General features: G+C 59.4%; 15 protein-coding genes and 1 pseudogene. 4 read left to right on the forward strand and 12 right to left on the reverse strand.

Annotated features, from left to right (window positions below; translation table 11 throughout):
* Positions 1-70: 70 nt before the first annotated feature.
* From cysE to ACTJJW_RS01890, 8 genes are all read right to left on the reverse strand, one after another.
* On the reverse strand, positions 71-640 hold the full coding sequence (gene cysE, locus ACTJJW_RS01855) for a serine O-acetyltransferase (protein ID WP_462642300.1): 570 nt from the start codon (positions 638-640) through the stop codon (positions 71-73).
* 65 nt (positions 641-705) lie between these two features.
* Positions 706-1,644, reverse strand: coding sequence for a cysteine synthase A (cysK, locus tag ACTJJW_RS01860; RefSeq protein WP_462642301.1), 939 nt, complete (start codon positions 1,642-1,644; stop codon positions 706-708).
* 164 nt (positions 1,645-1,808) lie between these two features.
* Entirely contained in the window at positions 1,809-6,017 is a 4,209-nt protein-coding gene (locus tag ACTJJW_RS01865) for an ExeM/NucH family extracellular endonuclease (RefSeq protein ID WP_462642302.1), read from the reverse strand.
* 256 nt (positions 6,018-6,273) lie between these two features.
* Positions 6,274-7,092, reverse strand: coding sequence for a PaaX family transcriptional regulator (locus tag ACTJJW_RS01870; protein ID WP_462642303.1), 819 nt, complete (start codon positions 7,090-7,092; stop codon positions 6,274-6,276).
* A gap of 6 nt (positions 7,093-7,098) precedes the next feature.
* Positions 7,099-8,310 (reverse strand): kynureninase, encoded by a 1,212-nt coding sequence (locus tag ACTJJW_RS01875; RefSeq protein WP_462642304.1) that lies wholly within the window; start codon positions 8,308-8,310, stop codon positions 7,099-7,101.
* Positions 8,307-9,446 (reverse strand): amidohydrolase family protein, encoded by a 1,140-nt coding sequence (locus tag ACTJJW_RS01880; RefSeq protein ID WP_462642305.1) that lies wholly within the window; start codon positions 9,444-9,446, stop codon positions 8,307-8,309. Before ACTJJW_RS01880 ends, ACTJJW_RS01875 begins: the two co-directional genes overlap by 4 nt.
* Positions 9,443-10,300: a tryptophan 2,3-dioxygenase gene (kynA, locus tag ACTJJW_RS01885; protein ID WP_462642306.1), complete on the reverse strand. Its 858-nt coding sequence runs from the start codon at positions 10,298-10,300 to the stop codon at positions 9,443-9,445. The genes ACTJJW_RS01880 and kynA overlap by 4 nt, the downstream gene beginning before the upstream one ends.
* 138 nt (positions 10,301-10,438) lie before the next feature.
* A complete protein-coding gene (locus tag ACTJJW_RS01890; RefSeq protein WP_462642307.1) occupies positions 10,439-11,230 on the reverse strand; it encodes a hypothetical protein in 792 nt (263 codons plus the stop codon).
* 663 nt (positions 11,231-11,893) lie between these two features.
* Between ACTJJW_RS01890 and ACTJJW_RS01895 the strand changes: the two genes are divergently transcribed.
* The 4 genes from ACTJJW_RS01895 (at position 11,894) to ACTJJW_RS01910 (ending at position 15,767) form a co-directional block, all read left to right on the forward strand.
* The gene (locus tag ACTJJW_RS01895; RefSeq protein ID WP_462642308.1) at positions 11,894-13,042 is read left to right on the forward strand and encodes a hypothetical protein; all 1,149 of its coding nucleotides are present in this window, start codon (positions 11,894-11,896) and stop codon (positions 13,040-13,042) included.
* A complete protein-coding gene (locus ACTJJW_RS01900; RefSeq protein WP_462642309.1) occupies positions 13,039-15,042 on the forward strand; it encodes an ABC transporter ATP-binding protein/permease in 2,004 nt (667 codons plus the stop codon). Before ACTJJW_RS01895 ends, ACTJJW_RS01900 begins: the two co-directional genes overlap by 4 nt.
* A gap of 62 nt (positions 15,043-15,104) precedes the next feature.
* Entirely contained in the window at positions 15,105-15,311 is a 207-nt protein-coding gene (locus ACTJJW_RS01905; RefSeq protein WP_462642311.1) for a hypothetical protein, read from the forward strand.
* Between the two features lie 24 nt (positions 15,312-15,335).
* Complete coding sequence (locus ACTJJW_RS01910; protein ID WP_462642476.1) at positions 15,336-15,767, forward strand: HAD-IA family hydrolase; 432 nt, start codon at positions 15,336-15,338, stop codon at positions 15,765-15,767.
* A gap of 10 nt (positions 15,768-15,777) precedes the next feature.
* Here ACTJJW_RS01910 and ACTJJW_RS01915 read toward each other — a convergent pair whose 3' ends face one another.
* The 4 genes and pseudogenes from ACTJJW_RS01915 to ACTJJW_RS01930 all read right to left on the reverse strand — a co-directional run bounded on the left by ACTJJW_RS01915 (position 15,778) and on the right by ACTJJW_RS01930 (position 18,733).
* Complete coding sequence (locus ACTJJW_RS01915) at positions 15,778-16,146, reverse strand: PGPGW domain-containing protein (protein WP_462642312.1); 369 nt, start codon at positions 16,144-16,146, stop codon at positions 15,778-15,780.
* A gap of 102 nt (positions 16,147-16,248) precedes the next feature.
* Positions 16,249-16,842 (reverse strand): annotated as a pseudogene (locus tag ACTJJW_RS01920) (helicase-related protein); the annotation flags it as partial.
* Positions 16,843-17,676 (reverse strand): hypothetical protein, encoded by an 834-nt coding sequence (locus ACTJJW_RS01925; protein ID WP_462642314.1) that lies wholly within the window; start codon positions 17,674-17,676, stop codon positions 16,843-16,845.
* Complete coding sequence (locus ACTJJW_RS01930) at positions 17,666-18,733, reverse strand: type IV toxin-antitoxin system AbiEi family antitoxin (protein WP_462642316.1); 1,068 nt, start codon at positions 18,731-18,733, stop codon at positions 17,666-17,668. The genes ACTJJW_RS01925 and ACTJJW_RS01930 overlap by 11 nt, the downstream gene beginning before the upstream one ends.
* Between the last annotated feature and the right edge of the window lie 144 nt (positions 18,734-18,877).

Genomic DNA, 18,877 nt, shown 5'->3' on the forward strand with positions numbered 1-18,877 from the left:
TGGAGCGCAACTTGCCCTACGCAATCCTGCTTCCGCGGCTCAGTTTGTCCAACCGGGGGCGCGCCGATGCCTAAATGTAGATCGCGGGATCCGTGTAGTTGAACGAGTCTTTCGGAGCCTTCGTGCGCCGCTTTGGGCGGGCGACGGCAGGCACTCCGACAAGCAGAGAATCCTCGGGAGCATCCTGAACAACAACGGCCCCGGCCCCGACCACTGAGCCCGAGCCCACCGTGATATCGCCCAGAATCGCTGCCCCTGCGCCGACAACGACATCGCTGCCGAGTGTTGGATGCCGCTTGCCGCCTTCAGCGCTCGTGCCGCCCAGCGTGACCCCGTGATAAATCAGCACGTCATCGCCGACAATCGCGGTCTCACCGATGACGACGCCGGAGCCGTGGTCGATGATTACGCGGCGACCGAGCTCGGCTGCCGGATGAATCTCAACGCCGGTCAAGAACCGAACGTACTGGGAGACCACGCGGGCGAGAAAATACGCCCGCGCGGTCCACAACCAGTGCGTGAAACGGTAACCCCACACGGCGTGCATGCCCGAATAGGTCAGCCAGATCTCGAAAGCTCCGCGTGCTGCGGGGTCGCGCAAACGCACAGCAGCGATATCTTCACGGGTTCGAGGAAACAATAGGGTTATCCGTCAGTCGGGGTTGGCAGTGGTGCAGTCGTTGCGATCAGTAGCGCGAGTCGCTATTAGTCGACGAGGTCTTCGTAGAGCAGCGTCGAGAGGTAACGTTCGCCGAAGCTAGCGATGATCACAACGATGATCTTGCCCGCGTTCTCGGGGCGCTTAGCCAACTCGAGGGCCGCGTGAACGGTCGCTCCCGAGGAGATACCGGCGAGGATGCCCTCTTCTGTAGCAAGACGACGAGCCATCGTTACTGACTGAGTGATGTTGACGTCGAGAACCTCGTCGTAGACATCGCGGTCAAGAATCTCGGGCACGAAGTTGGCGCCGATTCCCTGAATCTTGTGAGGGCCAGGGGCACCGCCGTTGAGGATGGCCGACTCTTCGGGCTCAACTGCAACAACCTTGATCTCGGGGTTCTGCTCCTTGAGGAAGCCGCCCGCACCGGTGATCGTTCCACCGGTTCCGATTCCCGCGACGAAAATGTCCACGGTCCCGTCAGTGTCGTTCCAAATCTCGGGGCCGGTGGTCGCGCGGTGAATGGCGGGGTTCGCCGCGTTAGCGAACTGCTGGGCTGCAACTGCGCCCTCCGTGTTGGCAACAATCTCGGCTGCCTTCTCGACGGCGCCGCGCATGCCTTCGCCTGCGGGGGTCAAGACGAGCTCTGCACCAAAGGCGCGCAACAACATCCGGCGTTCCTTGCTCATGCTCTCTGGCATGGTGAGAACAACACGGTAACCACGTGCGGCACCGACCATTGCGAGTGCGATACCGGTGTTGCCACTGGTTCCCTCAACGATGGTTCCGCCGGGCTTGAGAGCGCCAGCCTTCTCGGCTGCATCAATGATGGCAACGCCGATGCGGTCTTTCACGCTAGCGGACGGGTTCTGGAACTCGAGCTTGGCCAACACCGTTGCCCCGACTCCCTCTGTTACAGAGTTGAGCTGAACCAGCGGGGTATTACCGATGAGTTCTGTGATGTTTTTGTAGATGCGACTAGCCATGATTCAGGGGTTCCTTAGCAGGTAGGAGATCGATGGGAGCTTGCTCACCATAGTTACTAGCAATCTGTGCACCAAATTTATTTCATAAAACTGGGTAATAGACGAAAAAAGGGCCCCGCGGTGCGGGACCCTCTTTTCGTTATTCGACTAGCTGCCGGTGTGCTCTAGAAGACAAACACCAGTCGTGGCCAGCTTGAACTCGACTCCACAGTGTCGTTACCGGAGTACTCGACCCAGATGAAGTGGATTCCCGGGCTGAGCTTCGGCAACTTCACCGACGTCTTGCCCTTGTCGTCCACCTCGGATGTCGCCACAGCGGTGCTACCGTCATACACGGTCACCTCGCCCGCCGTAGTGCCATCCTTGCCGACCTTGACTTTCGCGTCGACCGTGATCGAACGGTTGCCCCACACGAACCGGTTGGAGACACTCGAGCTGACTCGCGACGAGATCTTCTCTACTGATTGTGCTTCTGATTCAGCAACACCATCCGAGAAGCCATCCTTGCTGGCCGTGACTTGCACGCTCAGCTCGGTTCCGATGTCTTCCGTCGTGATGCGGTAGCGACGGTCGGTTGCATCAGCAATCGGCGCACCATCCCGCAGCCACTGGTAGCTGAACTCTGCCGAACGCTCACTCCAACGCCCCGGCTGTGCCTTGACAGTCTTGCCAACCTCCACCTTGCCGCGGATGCCCGGGGCGCTGATATTTTCAATTGCTTCAGCCGTTGTGACAACCTCTATCGGTACGGTGATCGAGGTATCCGTTCCCGGAATCGTCACGGTCAGCGCGAGCGTGCCCGAAGGCACACCGGCCGGAATCGTGACGGTCACAGTTGCGCGACCCTGCTCATCCGTCGTGTCGACGATTGTGCGGTCGATCGTTGCCGATCCGAGCACGTTGCCATCGACCGAAACCTCGACCGTGGTGGCGTTTGATCCGCCACGGCTGAAGGTAAGCGACGACAGGTCAAGCGTGACGTCATCCCCGGGGTTGTAGCCGTCAGCATCCGGAGCCGAAACAACGGCACCAATAGCGCGCTGTTCAAACGGCGGTGATGCCACTGGGATTTCCTCGAAGTAGTCGACCATGGCCTGCAGGTCACCACGTCCCGTGTCGGTCGGGTTCGCACCCTCGGCGAGAGTGCCGAAGTTGTCGCCACCAGCCGCGAGGAAGGAGTTAGCAACCACCTTGTAGTTAGCTGCGGCATCCACTCGAACACCATTGAGGTACATCGCAGACACGTGCTCACCCTTGGCTGCGGTGGGGTCGTAGGCGTAAGTGAGGCCCTCCGAAACACCGAGCTTGAGGAATGGACGCTGTGCTCCATCCGGCTGCCACTGCTCTTCAAGAACCTGCTTGAGCTGCGCACCCGTGAGCGTCAGCGTCACAAGCGTGTTCGCGAAAGGCTGCACATTGGCCGCCTCGCGGTAGGTCACATCGCCGTCTGCATCGCCCTCACCGGAGGACTCGTAGACGAGATCCGTGCGCAAACCACCGGGGTTCATGAACGCAATCTCAGCACCCGATGCGGATGCCGCCCAGAGCTGAACGTCAGCGACAAAGTTGCCGAGCGTCGACTCTCCACCGCGGTTCTCCGGGAACGGGGTTCCTGCGGTCGGAGACTGCACCGCACGGTACATGCTCTCCGAGACTTCACCGACCTTGGCGGAACCGAGTTCGTCAGCAGCAGCGGTCGCTTCGTCGACGATTGCCTGAACTGCCGCATCGGGCTCGAAACCCGCTATCGGCAGTACCTCAGCACTGAAGGAGAGGATCTCATTCGTTGCCGGATCAACCGTCAGATCGAAGTGACCGTAGTTGGCACCGTACTGTCCAGCCGAAACCACCAAACGCGGGCGGTCCATACCGGGCACCGTGACCTCGTGGTCGTAGGCCAGGTGAGTGTGACCCGACACGATTGCGTCAACCTTTGGGCTCAAGCCCATGACGATCTGGCCAAAGGCCGAGTCGTCGGTCGATGCTGCGATATCGGCTTTTGCCGCACCCTCGTGCACCAGTAAGACAAGAACGTCTGCTTCGCCGTTCGCGTCGTTACCGTCAGTGAGGTAGTTCGCAACGCGGTCAACCTCGGTGGTGATGCTGCGAATCTCTAGCGATGCAATGCCAGCGGGGCTGACAAGCTCGTTGAGGTCTTCGGTAACAGCACCAATGAATCCGACGGTCACGCCATCGAACTCTTGCAGGAAGTACTCATCGTAGGCCGGAGCGTTGGTTGCCCGGTCGTAGAGGTTCGCTGCAAGATACGGCCAGTTCGCAGCATCCAAGACGCGGTCGTCAACATCGGCACGCCCCTGATCGAACTCGTGGTTACCGAACGAGCTCGTGGCGAGTCCGATTTCGTTGAGCACATCAATCGTGGGCTGGTCGTTCTGAATGAACGAGGTGAACGTGGATGCACCAATGAAGTCACCGGCACCAACAAACGTGGTGTTCGAGTTCTGTGCTTCCCAGTAATTCACCATTCCGCCGAGTTGGGCTGCTCCCGGAACGCCACGGCCAGCCTCGATACGACCATGGAGGTCGTTCGTTGTGAGAATCTCAATCTCGACCGGCGCAGCCTCAGTGCTGAGGCCGACGCTGATCGGGTCGTGATCGCTTGAGCGGAACACGGTTCCGGCTTCTGCTGCCCCGAAAGCGTAGCCACGATCTGACCACTCTGGAGAGTTGATGTTCCAGACCGCAGCATCGGTCACCTTGTCGGCGAGCGACGGCGAAACGATGATGTGGTCAAGCGATCCCAGCTCACCATCAAAGGTGTAGGTGTACTTGTCGTCAGTGGTTGCCGCGAGGGTGTCAACGTAGCCAGCCGAAGTGAACACCTGAACCGGGTCTTCTTCGGAATAGGAGTTGAAGTCACCAACAAGAACAACCTGATCGCTCTTGGCGGGGTCAGCAGAAATGCTGTCAACGAGAGCCTTCACCGCGGTGGCCTGCTCAACACGCTCAGCGTTGAAACGACCCTGACCATCGGCAGGCTCAGCACCCGATCCACCCTTCGACTTGAAGTGGTTAGCGATCACCGTAATCAGCTCGCCATTCGACTCAAAGGTTTGAGCGATCGGCTCACGCGCGATGTCCCACACCGTCTCGTCAACAGCGGTGAAGCTGTCGCCAACCGGAGTCGCCGATGCCGGCTTGAAGATAATCGCGTTGGTGATGAAGTCGGTGATGGCCGCATCGTTCAGCGCTGCAGGGGTGCGAACGTAGTCCCATGTTCCCGCGCCGGCTGCCGCGTTGAGAGCACCCACGAGATCCATGAGCGCTTCGTCAAGGCCGCCACCCAACTTGATGGAGTTCTCGATCTCTTGGAGACCAACAACATCCGCATCGAGCGAATTGATCGCGGCAACAATCTTCGACTGCTGAATCGCGAACTGCTCAGCGGTGGAAGCACCACGCGCATCCGGATCTTCACTCTTCAACGTCGTGAAGTAGTTGAAGACGTTGAACGCTGAGACTGCGAAGTCTCCGCCAACTACCGGAGCCGACTCTTCGCGCAGGTTCGTCGACGCGAAGGTGGGGCGATACTCTGCCGCACTCGAATCGTTGATCGCGATGGTCGGCTGCAAACGCCAGTCGTTGAAGCCGTAGCTCAGAACGTAGGGGTTCGCCGGGAACTGAACGGTGTCACCGTTGCGCACAACAGTGTCAGCCGAGAAATACGGCTGGTCGCCCGGGTGGGCCCCGTTAGAGATCTGGATGCTGTAGCCATCGTCGAGGAAGATACGGCTCGCACGGTTGGCTGCTGCGATCGCGTTTGCAGCAGCGCCAGCATCCGTGGTTTCGGTGCTCTTGACGGCAAGTTCGCCTGGGCTGAGCCAGAGGGTGCCGAAGTTGTAGAGCTGGTGGCTTGAGCTGACGAGGTAGTCGCCGGTGGGGGCAACAAGCATTGACTCAAGTGGTTCGCGATCGTCGCCGACAACACTGGCATCAAGCGCCGTTGCTTGAACCTTGTCTGCGTCTGCGAGATCGGCAGCGGCGGCAACCAGTTCAACAGTGGCGGGTATCGCCCCTGCACCGAGCTGGGTTTGACCGAAGCGTTCGTCAACTGGCCCGGTCGCAGTGACCTTGTCGCCGATTGATACTGCCGGGTTCAGATTGTTGAGGTAGAGGAAGATTCCGTCGGAGGCGCCGGGCGTTGCATCGCTCGCCCCACCCGAACCGGGAGTCTGAATGACGATACCGCGGTAGCCAGAAGCTCCGCGGTAGTCAGCAGTAACGACACCTTCTACAGTGACGGTCGAACCCACCATCGGGCTCGCTGCTGTTGTGCCTTGAACGTCGGCAATAGTCGCCGTTGCTTCGACGGCCAGCACGGCCGGGGCGGTAATTGTGGTCAATGCGATCACGAACGAAGTGGCAAGTGCCCCTATCGTGAGTCGCGTTGGCCGGCTGCTTCGATAATGCATAGCGGGCAATCCCCTCGAGAATTATGAAATCTGCGGTCTACCCCCTTTGGGGGTATGAGTGACGATAGCCCCGCTCACAGCTGTTTCCAAGGGTTAAATCGAATTGCTCATGTGCGCGTCACCAAGTGTTCGTGTGCGCATTTACGGAAATCCTTGCTGTCGCTCGCCGCAACATCCGCCCAGATCCGGCATTCGCTCAGTGGGCAGCGGACCGCGCAAAAGCGTGCGCACGCGCAGCCAGCGAACGCGAGATTCGCCCAAAGAGTTCGAGGCTCGCTTGACCTGGCCACTCCGAGGGCAGTGCTGAGTTGGGCAGTCCGGGATCGAGATAGGGGATCACGCGCCACTGGTCCAAGGCGTAGATATAGCGGGCGAACGCTTCAGCATCGGTCGCGACCGGGCCCACCTGGCTCGAGTGCTGAGCGAGAAAGCGTTCGTGAAGTTCACGCAGGCGTTCTAAATCCCACCACTGGGCTGCGGCGTCTTCCAACGAACGGTCTGCCTCGGGTCGCCCCGCGATGAAGAGGGTCGCACACTCTCGCAGGTCGAGGTCGTCGAGAATGTCTAGCACTTCATCCTTGAGCGCTGCGGGGCAAATCCATAGGCCTGTTGCGACAGTTCCGCAGCCGATCCAGCCGAGTCGTCGACGTAACTGGTGGCGGGCATCCCGTCGAGACTCAGGAATCGAGAACGAGATCAGACACCAGCGGTCTTCTTCGCGCTGCTGCCGAAAATTAAAAATGCGGCGGTCGCCACTCTCCAACATCGGCACCGCGTCGGCATTGACCCGGTACCCCTGTTGCCCATTCACTACCTCGGGAAACAGCAGACCTTTTGATTTCACTCGTGCAATCGCACTGCGAGCGCCATTGGCTGGCACTCCCAACGCCTCCATGATGCGTACGAGCTGCGCCGACGAGATCCAGCCACCGAGCTGACGCAGCTGCGAGCCAACAAAGGTGCGCAGGAGTGACGTGGCGCTGCCGGGGCGGGAGTCGAAGTCATCCAGAATCATGGTCTGCTACTTCACCATGGCGGCGTGAATTGCTTCAACGCCAAGCTGAACTTCGGCAAAGGTGGTGCTGAGCGGTGACAGCCCTAAGCGGATGCCGTGCGGCCGACGGAAGTCAGGAATGATCCCCTGCTTCCACAGTTCGGCATTCACGCTCGCGAAGCTCTCGTGGTCGATCGTGACATGACTGCCACGCTCATCAGCATCGCGTGGCGAGCTCACGGTAACGCCGAGAGGCACGAGCAGTTCGTCGACGAGCGCGAGCGCATATTCGGTGAGTGCCACAGACTTGGCGCGGATCGCCGGAATCCCCGCTTCCTCGATAAGCCCCAACATGTCTTGCATCGCGAGCGATCCCACGATCGACGGTGTGCCACTGATGAAGCGTCGGATGCCGTGGTGCGGCGCATAGCCGGGTCCCATTTCGAAGGGGCTGCTGCTGCCCATCCACCCCTGTATTGGCTGTGTCATGGCCTCGATGTGTTCGTGGCGCACGTAGCCGAAGGCCGGGGAGCCGGGCCCGCCGTTGAGGTATTTATAGGTGCACCCGGCGGCGAGGTCGACGCCCCAATCATCGAGCTGGGTTTCGACGACTCCGGCCGAGTGACAGAGGTCCCACAGCACGAGCGCACCCGCCCCATGGGCCAGTGCGGTGATGCCAGGCATATCGGCGAGGTAGCCGGAGCGATAGGCGACATGGCTAATCACGACAAGCGCCGTGTTCTCGCTGAGCGCGGCTCGTACGTGGTTGGCGGTCACTCCCCCGTCGATAGGCGGGTCGATCCAGCGCAACGTCTTGCCGAGTTCGTCGGCGATGCCCTCAACGAGGTAGCGGTCGGTAGGAAAGTTGCCGGTGTCGATGACGATTTCGCTGCGATCTGGGCGTGCGGTCAGCGCGGCTCGGATGAGTTTGTAGAGCACAACGGTGGTCGAGTCTCCGATGAAGGTTTGACCGGGGGCAGCGCCCAGGGTGGCAGCACCAAGACGATCGCCGAGCGTCAGCGGAAGCTCGTACCAGGCTTCATCCCAGCCGCGGATGAGGCGTCCGCCCCACTGCTCACTAACGAATGACGCTAACTGTTCAGCGCTCGCGGTCGTTGGCCGTCCAAGCGAGTTTCCGTCGAGGTAGGCGCGCACTTCTGGCGACTGCACGAACTTAGCGGGAAAGTCGGCAAGCGGGTCAACTGCATCCAGAGTCACAGCGTCGGGTGTGGTGGTCATCGGGTCCTCATCAGTTCTCGGGCGGTCACTACGGTTGCGGTCATCAGCCATTCGGCAAGATCGGTGTCAGCATCGGGGGCGGTCGGAAGGTGGCTCACGCTGCTGCCGAAACTGGGCAGGCAGAGGGCACGCAGTAGGGCGTCGTTGCGCACGCCGGCATCCTGCAGTGCCGTTAGTTCGCGTTGATTCAGCCCGGGAGGCAGGTCGCCGTTGCCCAGGTCAGTGCCGTAGTGCACGACGCCCCCGGCGCGATGGAACCGTCGCAGGTTGTCGCTGGCCGTCTCGAAGTCTGAGCCACGCTGGCCATAGCCGTGGATGTCGAGGGTGCTGATCCACGAGTGGAGTCCGCCTAAGAAGCGAGGGTTTGGCTTTGCCATCTGCTCGATCAGGGAGTCATCGAGGCGCTCAGACCAGGGGCTATGAGCGAGGCGGTCAACGCCGGCAGCGAATGCGCGCAGTGCTTGCCCTTCACCCTGAACGTGGGCGACGACTTCGCAACCTCGGCTGTGTGCGTACTCCACGATCGCGGCCAATATCGCGTCAGAGATGACGGGGCCGTCGTCGGTGTTCAGAGTGACCTTCACCAGAGTCGCTCCAGCAGCCACTTGCTCAGCAACGACAGCGATTGCCTGCTCCGGGGTTGAGACTTCGCACACGGAAAGCGTTGCAGCCCATGCCCGAGTAGAGGGGTAGCCGCCGGGAGCCGTAATGAACGCCCCGGCATAGCGCAGCGCGGGAACCTCATCGTCGTCCGCCCACTGGATCAGCCGAGCGGGGTCGCCCCCCAAGTCATCAACGGCAGCAAGTCCGCCAGCAATGAGGGTGCGCGGCTCGATCAAACCGAGGTGCACATGTGAGTCACGAAAACCCGGAAGCAGCACGCCCGGAAGGTGCCGGGCGGCGGCTTTCGGGGCATCGGCGGTTCGGGCGTCGAGGGTTCGGGCGTGCGCGGTTTGTGCATCCGCAGTTGAGGTACCAGAGAGTACTGTTATCGCGTCTGGCGTGACCCGTACTGTGGCTGGACCGTGCCATCCGCGCATCCAGTAAGCGTCGATTTCATAATCAACGGATGACTCTGTCGCGAGCGCGGCCTCGGGAGGCTGCGGCGAAGGGTTCGGGATGTCTGCTGGGCTCACGAGCGCCCGATCTCGGTGCGCACGGAGAACAGTTCGGGGAAGAAGGTGAGGTCGAGGGCTTTCTGTAAGAAGCCGACGCCGCTTGAGCCGCCGGTGCCGCGTTTCATGCCAATGATGCGCATGACGGTTTTCATGTGGCGGAAGCGCCAGAGTTGGAAGTTGTCTTCGAGGTCGACGAACTCTTCGCACGCTTCGTAGGCGAGCCAGTGTTCGCTTTCGTTGTCGTAGATGTGGCGGAACGTCTCGACCAGGTCATCGTTCTGTTTATAGCCGCGGGTGACATCGCGGTTGAGTACGGCTGCCGGGATGTCGTAGCCGTGCCGGTCGAGGTAGCGCAAGAATTCGTCGTAGACGCTGGGCTCGGCCAGCAGCTTGCTCAGCAGGGCGTGTGCTTCGGGATGCGACTCGAAAACTTTGAGCATGCCGGCGTTCTTGTTGCCGAGCAAAAACTCCACCGCTCGGTATTGATACGACTGGAATCCGGATGAACTGCCCAGGTAGTCGCGGAACTGCGAGTACTCACTCGGCGTTAGCGTCGCGAGCACCGACCACTGCTCGGTGAGGGTGCGCTGGATGTGCTTGACACGCGCAATGCGCTTGAGCGCGATAGAGAGGTTGTCACTGGCGATCAGATCGCGGGCCGAGGTGAGCTCGTGGATCACGAGCTTGAGCCACAACTCGGTGGTCTGATGCTGGATGATGAACAAGATCTCGTCGTGATGCTCGGGGGTGCTCTGCGGGGTCTGCGCGCTCAGCAACGTGTCTAGTTCTAGGTACGCACCGTACGACATCCGCTTACTAAAGTCGGTGACAATCTCGTCTTCTATGACACGTTCGCTGTGTGTATCGGGCATGCCGACACCCTATTGCACTTTTGCGACGACCGCCACAGTTACGTTTGCATGGCTGAGGGGCCCTGCGAATACGACTCGGATCTACACGGTCATTGCTGGGGTCCTCAACTTCTTGAGACTAGAAGCCGCTAGCTCTCTCTACCGGTCGGCCTCAATGATGCCCCGGAAGCCTGCGATAAGTTCTGCTTTTTGTTCAGCCAAAGCGACCGCCGCGGCTTCGTTGCGGTCTATTAGTGCGGCCTGATACTTGGCGGTGAGGTCAAATAGCGTTTGGATCGCGCCAGTCTCGACGTTGCACGAAGCTTGTGCAACAGCGATCCGTATGTTTATTTCGCTGTCGCCTGCGGAAGAAGCATCGAACTCGGGGAATCCGGATTCAGCGTCAATTTTCAACCCACGTTTCGTCATGCACGCTTGCGCGGCCGCCATCGCCGCTTTTCCTTCCGACGATGCGCGAACGGCGTCGTAGGAGCTCAGGTATACCTGCCAGTCAAGCCCGACTGAGTCAATCTGCTTCAATAAATCTTCCATATCGTCTTTGGCCGATCCGAGGCAGCGTAGTTCGTCGCTACTATATTCCGTCTCCGTCGACGAAGCGACTGAGTCGGGAATTTCCAAGCCGTAACGAGTGGCTATTGAAACACTCCACCCCCCGTAAAGTCGATCCTCTTCCACCGCATCAGCTTGCGAGGTCCAATCGACATCTGGGAGCCCGCTTTCGCGCATGCACGCGTCCGTGAGCACTCGCTTTGCTTCGATCCTCAGCGCCTCGACTTCTGGCGAGGACTTACTGATGGCGTTGAGAGGGAGTATTGCGGTCCCCGCTTCGAAGTCAAGCTGTGCAGTGACGCTCGAGTACTGCTCTAGGTCAATACCCTCAATATCCAAGGCTATGGAACCGGGCTCTGCGTCGGAGAGGGGGCCGCTCACCGTCGCGCACGCCGTCAATAGACCGCCAACAACCACGAGAACAATGCCCCTCCCCCACGCTCGAGAAATCGGCGCTTTCCGCACAACCTTGATACCGATGACGAACTCCTAATTAACGATAGATGGTGTAGCTAGAGGTCAAGTCGTTCCAGTCATACCATCGCAAATCGTCCGTTCCATAGACGAACGACTTGTATGGTCCTGTCCGGTTTATATCTCTGAAAAGGTAGATTTTGTCGACGGGGCTCCACACCCAAAGCGAACTGACCCGGTCGTTCCAACCGCTCTGCATGGTATTACTGGAGGAACTCACGGATATGGTCTCCTGGCCAAAAGAATAAGCCGCACCGTACGGATTGGCCCTAAGGTCCACGTTGTTGCTACCCGGGCTCCCAGCATTCGCTGGGAGTGGCACGGCAACGAGGGCGAGCGCGCATAACGCTGCAACCATGGTGACAGATCTTTTACTTCTCATTGTCTCCCTTTCATTGGTTTTCCTGAAATATACTTATTTGTGAGCGATCATAAGTGGGGTTTATTCGACAAGTCAAGAATGTTCGGATATATTTTTGAGAATTCATTTGGTTTAACCTCACCAAGCGGGAATACTTTGATTTCGACAAAGCATAGAAGTGAGTAACTGTGCCAAAAAATCTTGAAACTGTGAGGGCGTCTCTCACTCCAGAGTCAGCCCCAACAGTCGCTCTTCCGGTAGTAGCCAACGCACGCCGTCTCGTCGTGTTTTTCGTCGTGCTGGTGATTGTTGCTGCACTCGCTTTTGTCGCAGGGATCTTCGTGCGGGCGCCTCAGCAATCCGCTCTCGATGTGGTGTCGGAACAGCTCGAGGTGACATATTCAGTTGAGGAGCGAGTCGTAGCGCCAGGGATTGTGTTAGCCGGGCGGGTGGTATCGGGCGAAACACGAAACCTCACGGCTGAAACCAGCGTCGGTGACGCCAGCGGAGCAGAGCGTCAGATCGTGACTCAACGCGCGCTCGCCCTTGGCGACGTCATCACGACAGGAACGCTACTCGGTGAAGTTTCTGGCCGGCCACAAATTTCAATTCCCGAGGGCGTGCCCTTGTATCGCGACCTTGTTGATGGGTCAACCGGCTCTGACGTCTCAGCATTTCAAACTGTGTTGCAAGAACTCGGGCTAGCAGCGTCCGTCACCGGAGAGGTCGGGCCACGAACGCTTGCGGCAGTGGGCGCCCTCTACGAACGCCTGGATGCAACGCCGCCGGCTTCAGGAACCATTCCCTGGAAAGAATTTCTGCCGGTCCCCTCTGGCGCTGTAGTGGTGAACTCAGCTGCGGTTGGTACTGTACTCAGTCCCGAAGTCCCCTTAGCGACCATCAAGGTCTCGCCAGACGTAATCGTGATGCGCGCAAATGTTCTTGAAGTAGACCAACTGAGCGAAGGACAAACAGTGCAACTGAGTTCGAGCTCATCTACAGCAGAATCCACAGTGTTGCGCATTGGGGATTTCACAACACCAGAAGATGGCTCTGGCGCGGGTCGAGATATCACAGTCGCAATACCCACCGACTTTGTAGTTGCCGAGTCAATACCCATCACCGTTTCTATTGACGGCGTCGCTGAAGTTGGCCCCGCCGTTCCGGTGATTGCGCTGCGGCAAGACGACAACGGCACCTACGTGGAACTCCCGAACGCCTCCGCGAACAACACCGAAAGTGCAGCAAACGAGCGTGAGAAAGTCTACGTAGCCGTCATAGTGCAGGCCGAAGGCTGGGCCGCCATTGAACCAAATGATTCGTTGGCGATCGGAGACAAGGTGTATGTGTCACAGTGAGTGACCCCTCGAACGCTAACCAAAAGCCACCGCCACTGCTGGAACTAAGCTCCGTTGGCCGGGTGTATCAAGGTGGCGCAACAACTGCTGCGCTGTCTTCCGTCGACCTGGTGGTCAATGAAGGGGACTACGTTGCGATAGTGGGGCCATCAGGTTCCGGAAAATCAACGCTACTCAACATCTTGGGGCTGCTAGATCGACCCACGACCGGAACCTATCGAATCCGCGGCCAAGACGTGCGAGCGGCAAGCGAGCGGGATCGCAACCAGTTACGAGCGAACACCTTCGGATTCGTATTCCAAGCATCCCACGTTGTTGGCACGCTCACCGCAGCGAGCAACGCCGGACTTGGACTTGAGGTTTCTGGTCTTCCTCGGCGCGAACGAATCAGCAGGGTTACACAAGCCCTCACCATGCTTGGAATGCTGTCGCGAGCAGGTTCGGCCGCAAAGAACCTTTCCGGAGGTGAACGACAGCGAGTTGCCGTCGCACGGGCAATCGCCACCAACCCGGCCGTGATCCTTGCAGACGAGCCAACAGGCGCACTCGACTCCGAAAACTCAGCAACAGTTATCGACTACCTTGGCGAACTCAACCGTCGCGGAGCCACCATAATCGTTATTACCCACGACCAGAGCGTTGCCGCGCGCGCCGACCGCCAAGTTGAAATTCGGGACGGAGTGCTTCACGGCGGCTCCGTGCATCGTTCAGCGTCAAAAGGGCAGGAACTAGTCAGCCACCACGATCTCAGCGCGGATGCGCCGCCCGCTCACTTTCCCACGACGTCTCGACGTCCACGGAGCGCTGCTCGCTTCTTGCGCACCTTCGCCCTTGAATTCTTCACAGCAATTTCAGCGCACACCAGCGCGCCCGCACGCTCGCTCGTACTCATTTTTGCCTTCCTTCTCGGCACAGGAGGGCTCGTTAGCGCACTCGGCATCAGCCAGAGCGCGGCGGGTCAGGTTTCCGACAGGCTCACGGCAGCAGCGCTCGATGAAGTGCTCATTGAAGACAAGCTCAGTAGCGGCCCTAGCGCTATTGCAAGCATTCCGGAACTCGAAGCGCGAATCGGAGATCTAGATCGAGTAGTCGGGGTCGGCTGGTCGGCGCGAGTTGCTCCGGGTGATTCAGAAATCACGCTACTACCCCCCGGAAGATACCTCAGCCAACCGATCTTCAGCGGGCCGCGAACCGTTGCCGATAGCGGCTACCTAGACGTCATAGGCGCCCGTGTCGAGCCTGCCGGAGTCCAGAGTCTCTTCTCGAACACAGGCGAGGAAATGCTAGCCATTCTTGGAGTCGGCGCTGCCGAAGAACTTGGGATTGCGGCGCCTGGGCCAGGCGTGCGTGTGTGGCTCGAAGGCTACCCGGTAGAGGTCGTTGGTTTCGCCTATGGAGCAACACGCGACCCGTTGCTTTCGAACTCCATAATCCTTGCGCCTGCAACGGCAAACATCATCAGCAACAAAGAACCAATCTTCACCGTGCGAACTGAACCCGGGTTTCCTGCCGCCGTGGCCGAAGCACTACCCACCGCGATCAGCCCCGCCAACCCCGGTCAAGTTAAAACCAGCACCGTGGCAGACCTACGATCGCTGCGTAAAGGTGTTGCCGACGACCTCGGTACCCTAATCGCAGTCGTGTCGCTCATTCTGCTTGCGCTCTCAACCCTGAGTGCAGGAACCACAATGTTCGTCTCCGTGCGGACACGAGCCCCCGAGATCGCCTTACGGCGAGCACTAGGCGCAAGCCGAGCATCCATCTGGCGGCTTTTCTCCCTCGAAGGACTAGTGATCGGCCTAGCAGGAGGCGTTGCCGGTAGCGCTTTCGGATTGCTCGCAATCGTAGCAGTCTGCCAACTGCAACAATGGACTGCGGTACTTTCTCCCGCGTACCTTGCCGTTGGAATACTCACAGGAACGATAAGCGGGCTACTCTCAGCCGTCTACCCAGCACTCGTTGCCGCGTTCTCCAACCCCGCAGACGCTGTACGGGGTTAACCCTCGAAGCTGGAGCCGCGGATCTATCTGGGCGCGCTGAAGGGGAATGGTAGAAAGTCACCATGAACGAGCACATCGATCTTTTCATTTTAGATTGCGATGCCGTTCTCGTCGACAGCGAAGTTCACGCAGTCGAGATCGACAACCTCCTCTGCGCAGACTTTGGTTGGCAGCTGACGACCGAAGAGGCTGTCGAGCTGTTTCTGGGAAAGTCCGCCTCGAGCTTCGCCACCAAGCTGCAGGACAACCTCTGCATTGAGCTTCCGTAATGCTGGGAAGCCAAGTACCAGCCGCTGCTGTTTGAGGCTTATGACGTGGGACTTCAGGCCATTGCGGGAATCGGGTCCGCGCTTGACGACATCAAAATTCAGAGCTGCGTAGCCTCAAGCGGAAGCCACGAGAAGATTCGCAACACCCTTGGGCTCACCGGCTTGTTCGAACGGTTCGAGGGACGAATCTGTAGCCCCGCCGACGTCGCCCATGGCAAGCCTGCCCCCGACGTCTTCCTCCACGCCGCGGAACAAATGGGGCACCGCCCGGAACGTTGCGTCGTGATCGAAAATAGCGAGTACGGTGTCCAAGCGGCTCGCGCTGCGGGCATGCACGCGTTTGGTTACGCGGGCGGCCTCAGCCCCGCCGAATGGCTGCACGCCGAAGGCGCCACCGTCTTTACATCAATGACCGACCTGCCCTCGCTACTTCGAGAGCATCGCCCCATTCGCTGAACGAGAGCGCTCAGTCCGCGGAAGCTTCTGCGCCGAAGCCGGGATCGTCAGCGTCGGCTCGTCGAGCTGCGCGCCGTTTGCGTTTCTCGTTCGCCGCGGCGAGGGCATTCGCTTTGCCGCTGGCCTTCTTCGCCGTCTCGAACTCGGTGCCGAGGAGGGCGAGACCGCCAATAGCAACGAGAGAACCCGGGCCGGGCAACGGGATGAGCGCGGCGCCGAGTGCGACAGTCGTACCGCCCACGACACCGACTGTCGTGCGGTAGATGCGGTTCGCCTTCGGATTTTTGCGAATCGCTTCGCGCGTTCCATGGGCAGCAGAACTAGTCGCGTGACCCAGTGCGGAACCGGCCCGCGCTGCAACTGACGGTTTGTCGTTCATGATGCGATTCTACGAGAGGGGATTCTGTTCTTCGGTCCGCAGCAGAAAGTCCCGGATGCCGACCACGCGAGTGGGGCATCCGGGGCTTTCGTGTGTGCGTGGTTAGAGCGCAGCCAGCTTGTCGATGACGGCGTCACCGGCAGCTACGTCGATCGACTCTGCGTCGATCTCGGCGCGGCCGAGCAGTTCGTCCATCTTGCGACGACGGTTGCGGTTGATGAGAGTGACAACGGTGCCGACCTTGCCGGCGCGGCCTGTGCGGCCAGAGCGGTGCAGGTACGTCTTGTACTCCTCGGGAGCATCAGCCTGAATGACGAGGCTGATGTCGTCCACGTGGATGCCGCGGGCTGCAACGTCTGTCGCGACGAGCACGTTTACCTTGCCGCTCGTGAGCATCTGCAGGTTGCGGGTACGACGCGACTGGTTGAGGTCACCGTGGAGGCTGGTTGCCGGAGTTCCGGACATACTCAAGAATTCAGCCATCTCTTCAGCGAACGCACGCGTGCGAGTGAAGACGAGAGTCTTGCCATCGCCAGCAGCGAGCTGCTTGATGATCGCACGCTTTTCGCGCTGTTCGATGAGCAGAACCTTGTGGTCGATCGTGGATGAGGCCTGGTCTTCGCCAGCTACCTCGTGCACGGCCGGGTCAACAAGGAACTCCTTCACGAGAGTGGCAACACCCTTGTCGAGAGTTGCTTAGGGCACCTGAATAAACGCGTCAAAGAATTGGCCAACAGCGGCAACGGCATCCTGGGCAAGAATGTCAGAAGAGGTCAAGTCTCCCGCCGCCTGCATCTCTCTCACAAACGCTGTGACCCCTTGAGAATTGGCCCCTTCGAAGAGCCTCACCGCTTGCCTAATCGTCTCCGTGTAATCGTGCGTCGGGTGTCGGGGAAGTGCGGATGCCGCGTCCCGCCCAGCCTGGGTCGGCCCACCAAAATCATTGTTGAGAATGACGAAAGCGAAATCGTAAAAGTCCTTATCGAAGCCTCTACTTACAACTGCAGTTGCTTTCGCCAAAAGGTAGCCCCCGAGGCCCGCAAATCGAACCTGTACTGCGGGCGAACCAAGGCCGCGATGGAGTTGAATCTCGACGGCATTCTGCAACGCTGGTGCGGGCCCTGCAAAATTGAGTGCGGCTACCTGCGGTGCGCCGGGCAGCGCAATCGTGAGCCCCTGAGAATCGGGAACATCACAGATGAACTCGACAATAACGGGCTTCTCCTCAATGGTTGTGAGCCATTGCCATCCGCCACTCTGCTCGATTCTCGTGAATCCGGCTGAATCAAGTGCAGCTTGCAGCCACCCAAAGTCGCCCTCGTCGCGGTCATAGCGGGGAGCGACGTCGAGGAGCAAGTCAAGGTCAGCAGTTCCGATATGGGGCGTCCGGCTCCGCAAAGTCAGAGTCTTGGGAACCATCCCGCCGATTACCGTGACTTTTGTGTGATCACCAATACTCTCCACCAAGGCCGCGAGCGCCGCCTCGGCGCGTGCGCGACCCGACAACGTACGCTCGTTCTCACCAGCCAATTATCGTTCTCCTCAAGTGTTCAGCTGCGTCTTCTCCGCGCCCCTGTTGTCGCAATAGATCCCCGTAAAGCCGGATTGGAGAGACTATCCGGATACCGCTCACCGTCGTTGACAACGCAAGCACTTGTCGTTCCGCACGAATGAAGAGCACCCTGTGCCCCGACTCCACGCGACGCAGGTCCAGTCGTTCTGCAAGCGCGTCAAGTTCGCTGTCGTACACGTCGCAGTCAAGATAGACGGAGATCGTCGGAACCTCGGTTATGAGTGGCGCGAGAATATCTGCAGCGAGCCATCCAGTTACCGCCCACTGTTCGCGGCTTATCGACCCTGTAAGTCCACGCTCAACGAACTCATATGGGCTGCTCCACAGCGTATGCATTCCGGTGGTTTGACTTGTTGCGTTACTGTGCCATGCTGCCCAGTCGCTCAGCATCCGAGTTGGATCAGCGACGTGTCTCCTCGATCCGGGCCCGCGGCGTGGGCCTGTCTTTTTGGTGTACCCAGCTTTGTCAAACCGTCGGAGTATTTCCGAAACACGCCCGGCGGAGAGGTTCCCTAGTTCTGCAAGCTCGCCAACAGGCGGCATTGGGTACTCAGAACCTGCCGCTTGTCCGTACAGGCGCAGGTGAATTGTGAGCATGGTTTCAGAAACTGTCGCAACAGCGGCGCTCCACCGATCGGAGAGGTTTCGTGCAGACGGCGTTCGCGCCGCCTGACTCGAAATGAGTAGCCCGCTTGACAACGCGATCCAGGCGTTTCCAGCCTCGTCAGCCCAGTTGAGTTCTCGATCGGCCAATGTCGCTCGCGAACCACGGGAGAACTCTCGAGCGACGAACACGACTTCTGGCAATAGTCGTTCATCAACGCCGTGTATTGTGCGCTCCAGATCGCGCGGATAGCCTTGGCCAACCCATACCGGTTTCAAGCTGAGGTCGACCCCCTTCCAGGCAAAGACGATTCGAGTTTCCAGATCCTTCTCTAGACGCGCCGCGGAAACCAACTTCGGAGGCAATAATCTAATGATTGCCTCGCCTGCTCGTTTTGCACTGGTTTGCATGTTATTCACTGTACAGCGAATAATTGCAGATCACGAGCATTAGGCGTTGGCTGTGAGGCCGCGGCTCCCCAATGACTAGAGCATCAACTAAATATCTGATGGACGCTTTTGAGTTCCCTTTGACCTGCTCAGAGATCCGGTTGG

It is taken from the genome of Rhodoglobus galactosidasius, from assembly GCF_054957775.1.

Coding starts and splice junctions, on each gene's coding strand:
- cysK (WP_462642301.1), bottom strand. CDS start 1,644: ATGGCTAGTCGCATCTACAAAAACATCACAGAACTCATCGGTAATACC.
- ACTJJW_RS01870 (WP_462642303.1), bottom strand. CDS start 7,092: ATGATTCTGGATGACTTCGACTCCCGCCCCGGCAGCGCCACGTCACTC.
- ACTJJW_RS01875 (WP_462642304.1), bottom strand. CDS start 8,310: ATGACCACCACACCCGACGCTGTGACTCTGGATGCAGTTGACCCGCTT.
- kynA (WP_462642306.1), bottom strand. CDS start 10,300: ATGCCCGATACACACAGCGAACGTGTCATAGAAGACGAGATTGTCACC.
- ACTJJW_RS01905 (WP_462642311.1), top strand. CDS start 15,105: ATGAACGAGCACATCGATCTTTTCATTTTAGATTGCGATGCCGTTCTC.
- ACTJJW_RS01915 (WP_462642312.1), bottom strand. CDS start 16,146: ATGAACGACAAACCGTCAGTTGCAGCGCGGGCCGGTTCCGCACTGGGT.
- ACTJJW_RS01930 (WP_462642316.1), bottom strand. CDS start 18,733: ATGCAAACCAGTGCAAAACGAGCAGGCGAGGCAATCATTAGATTATTG.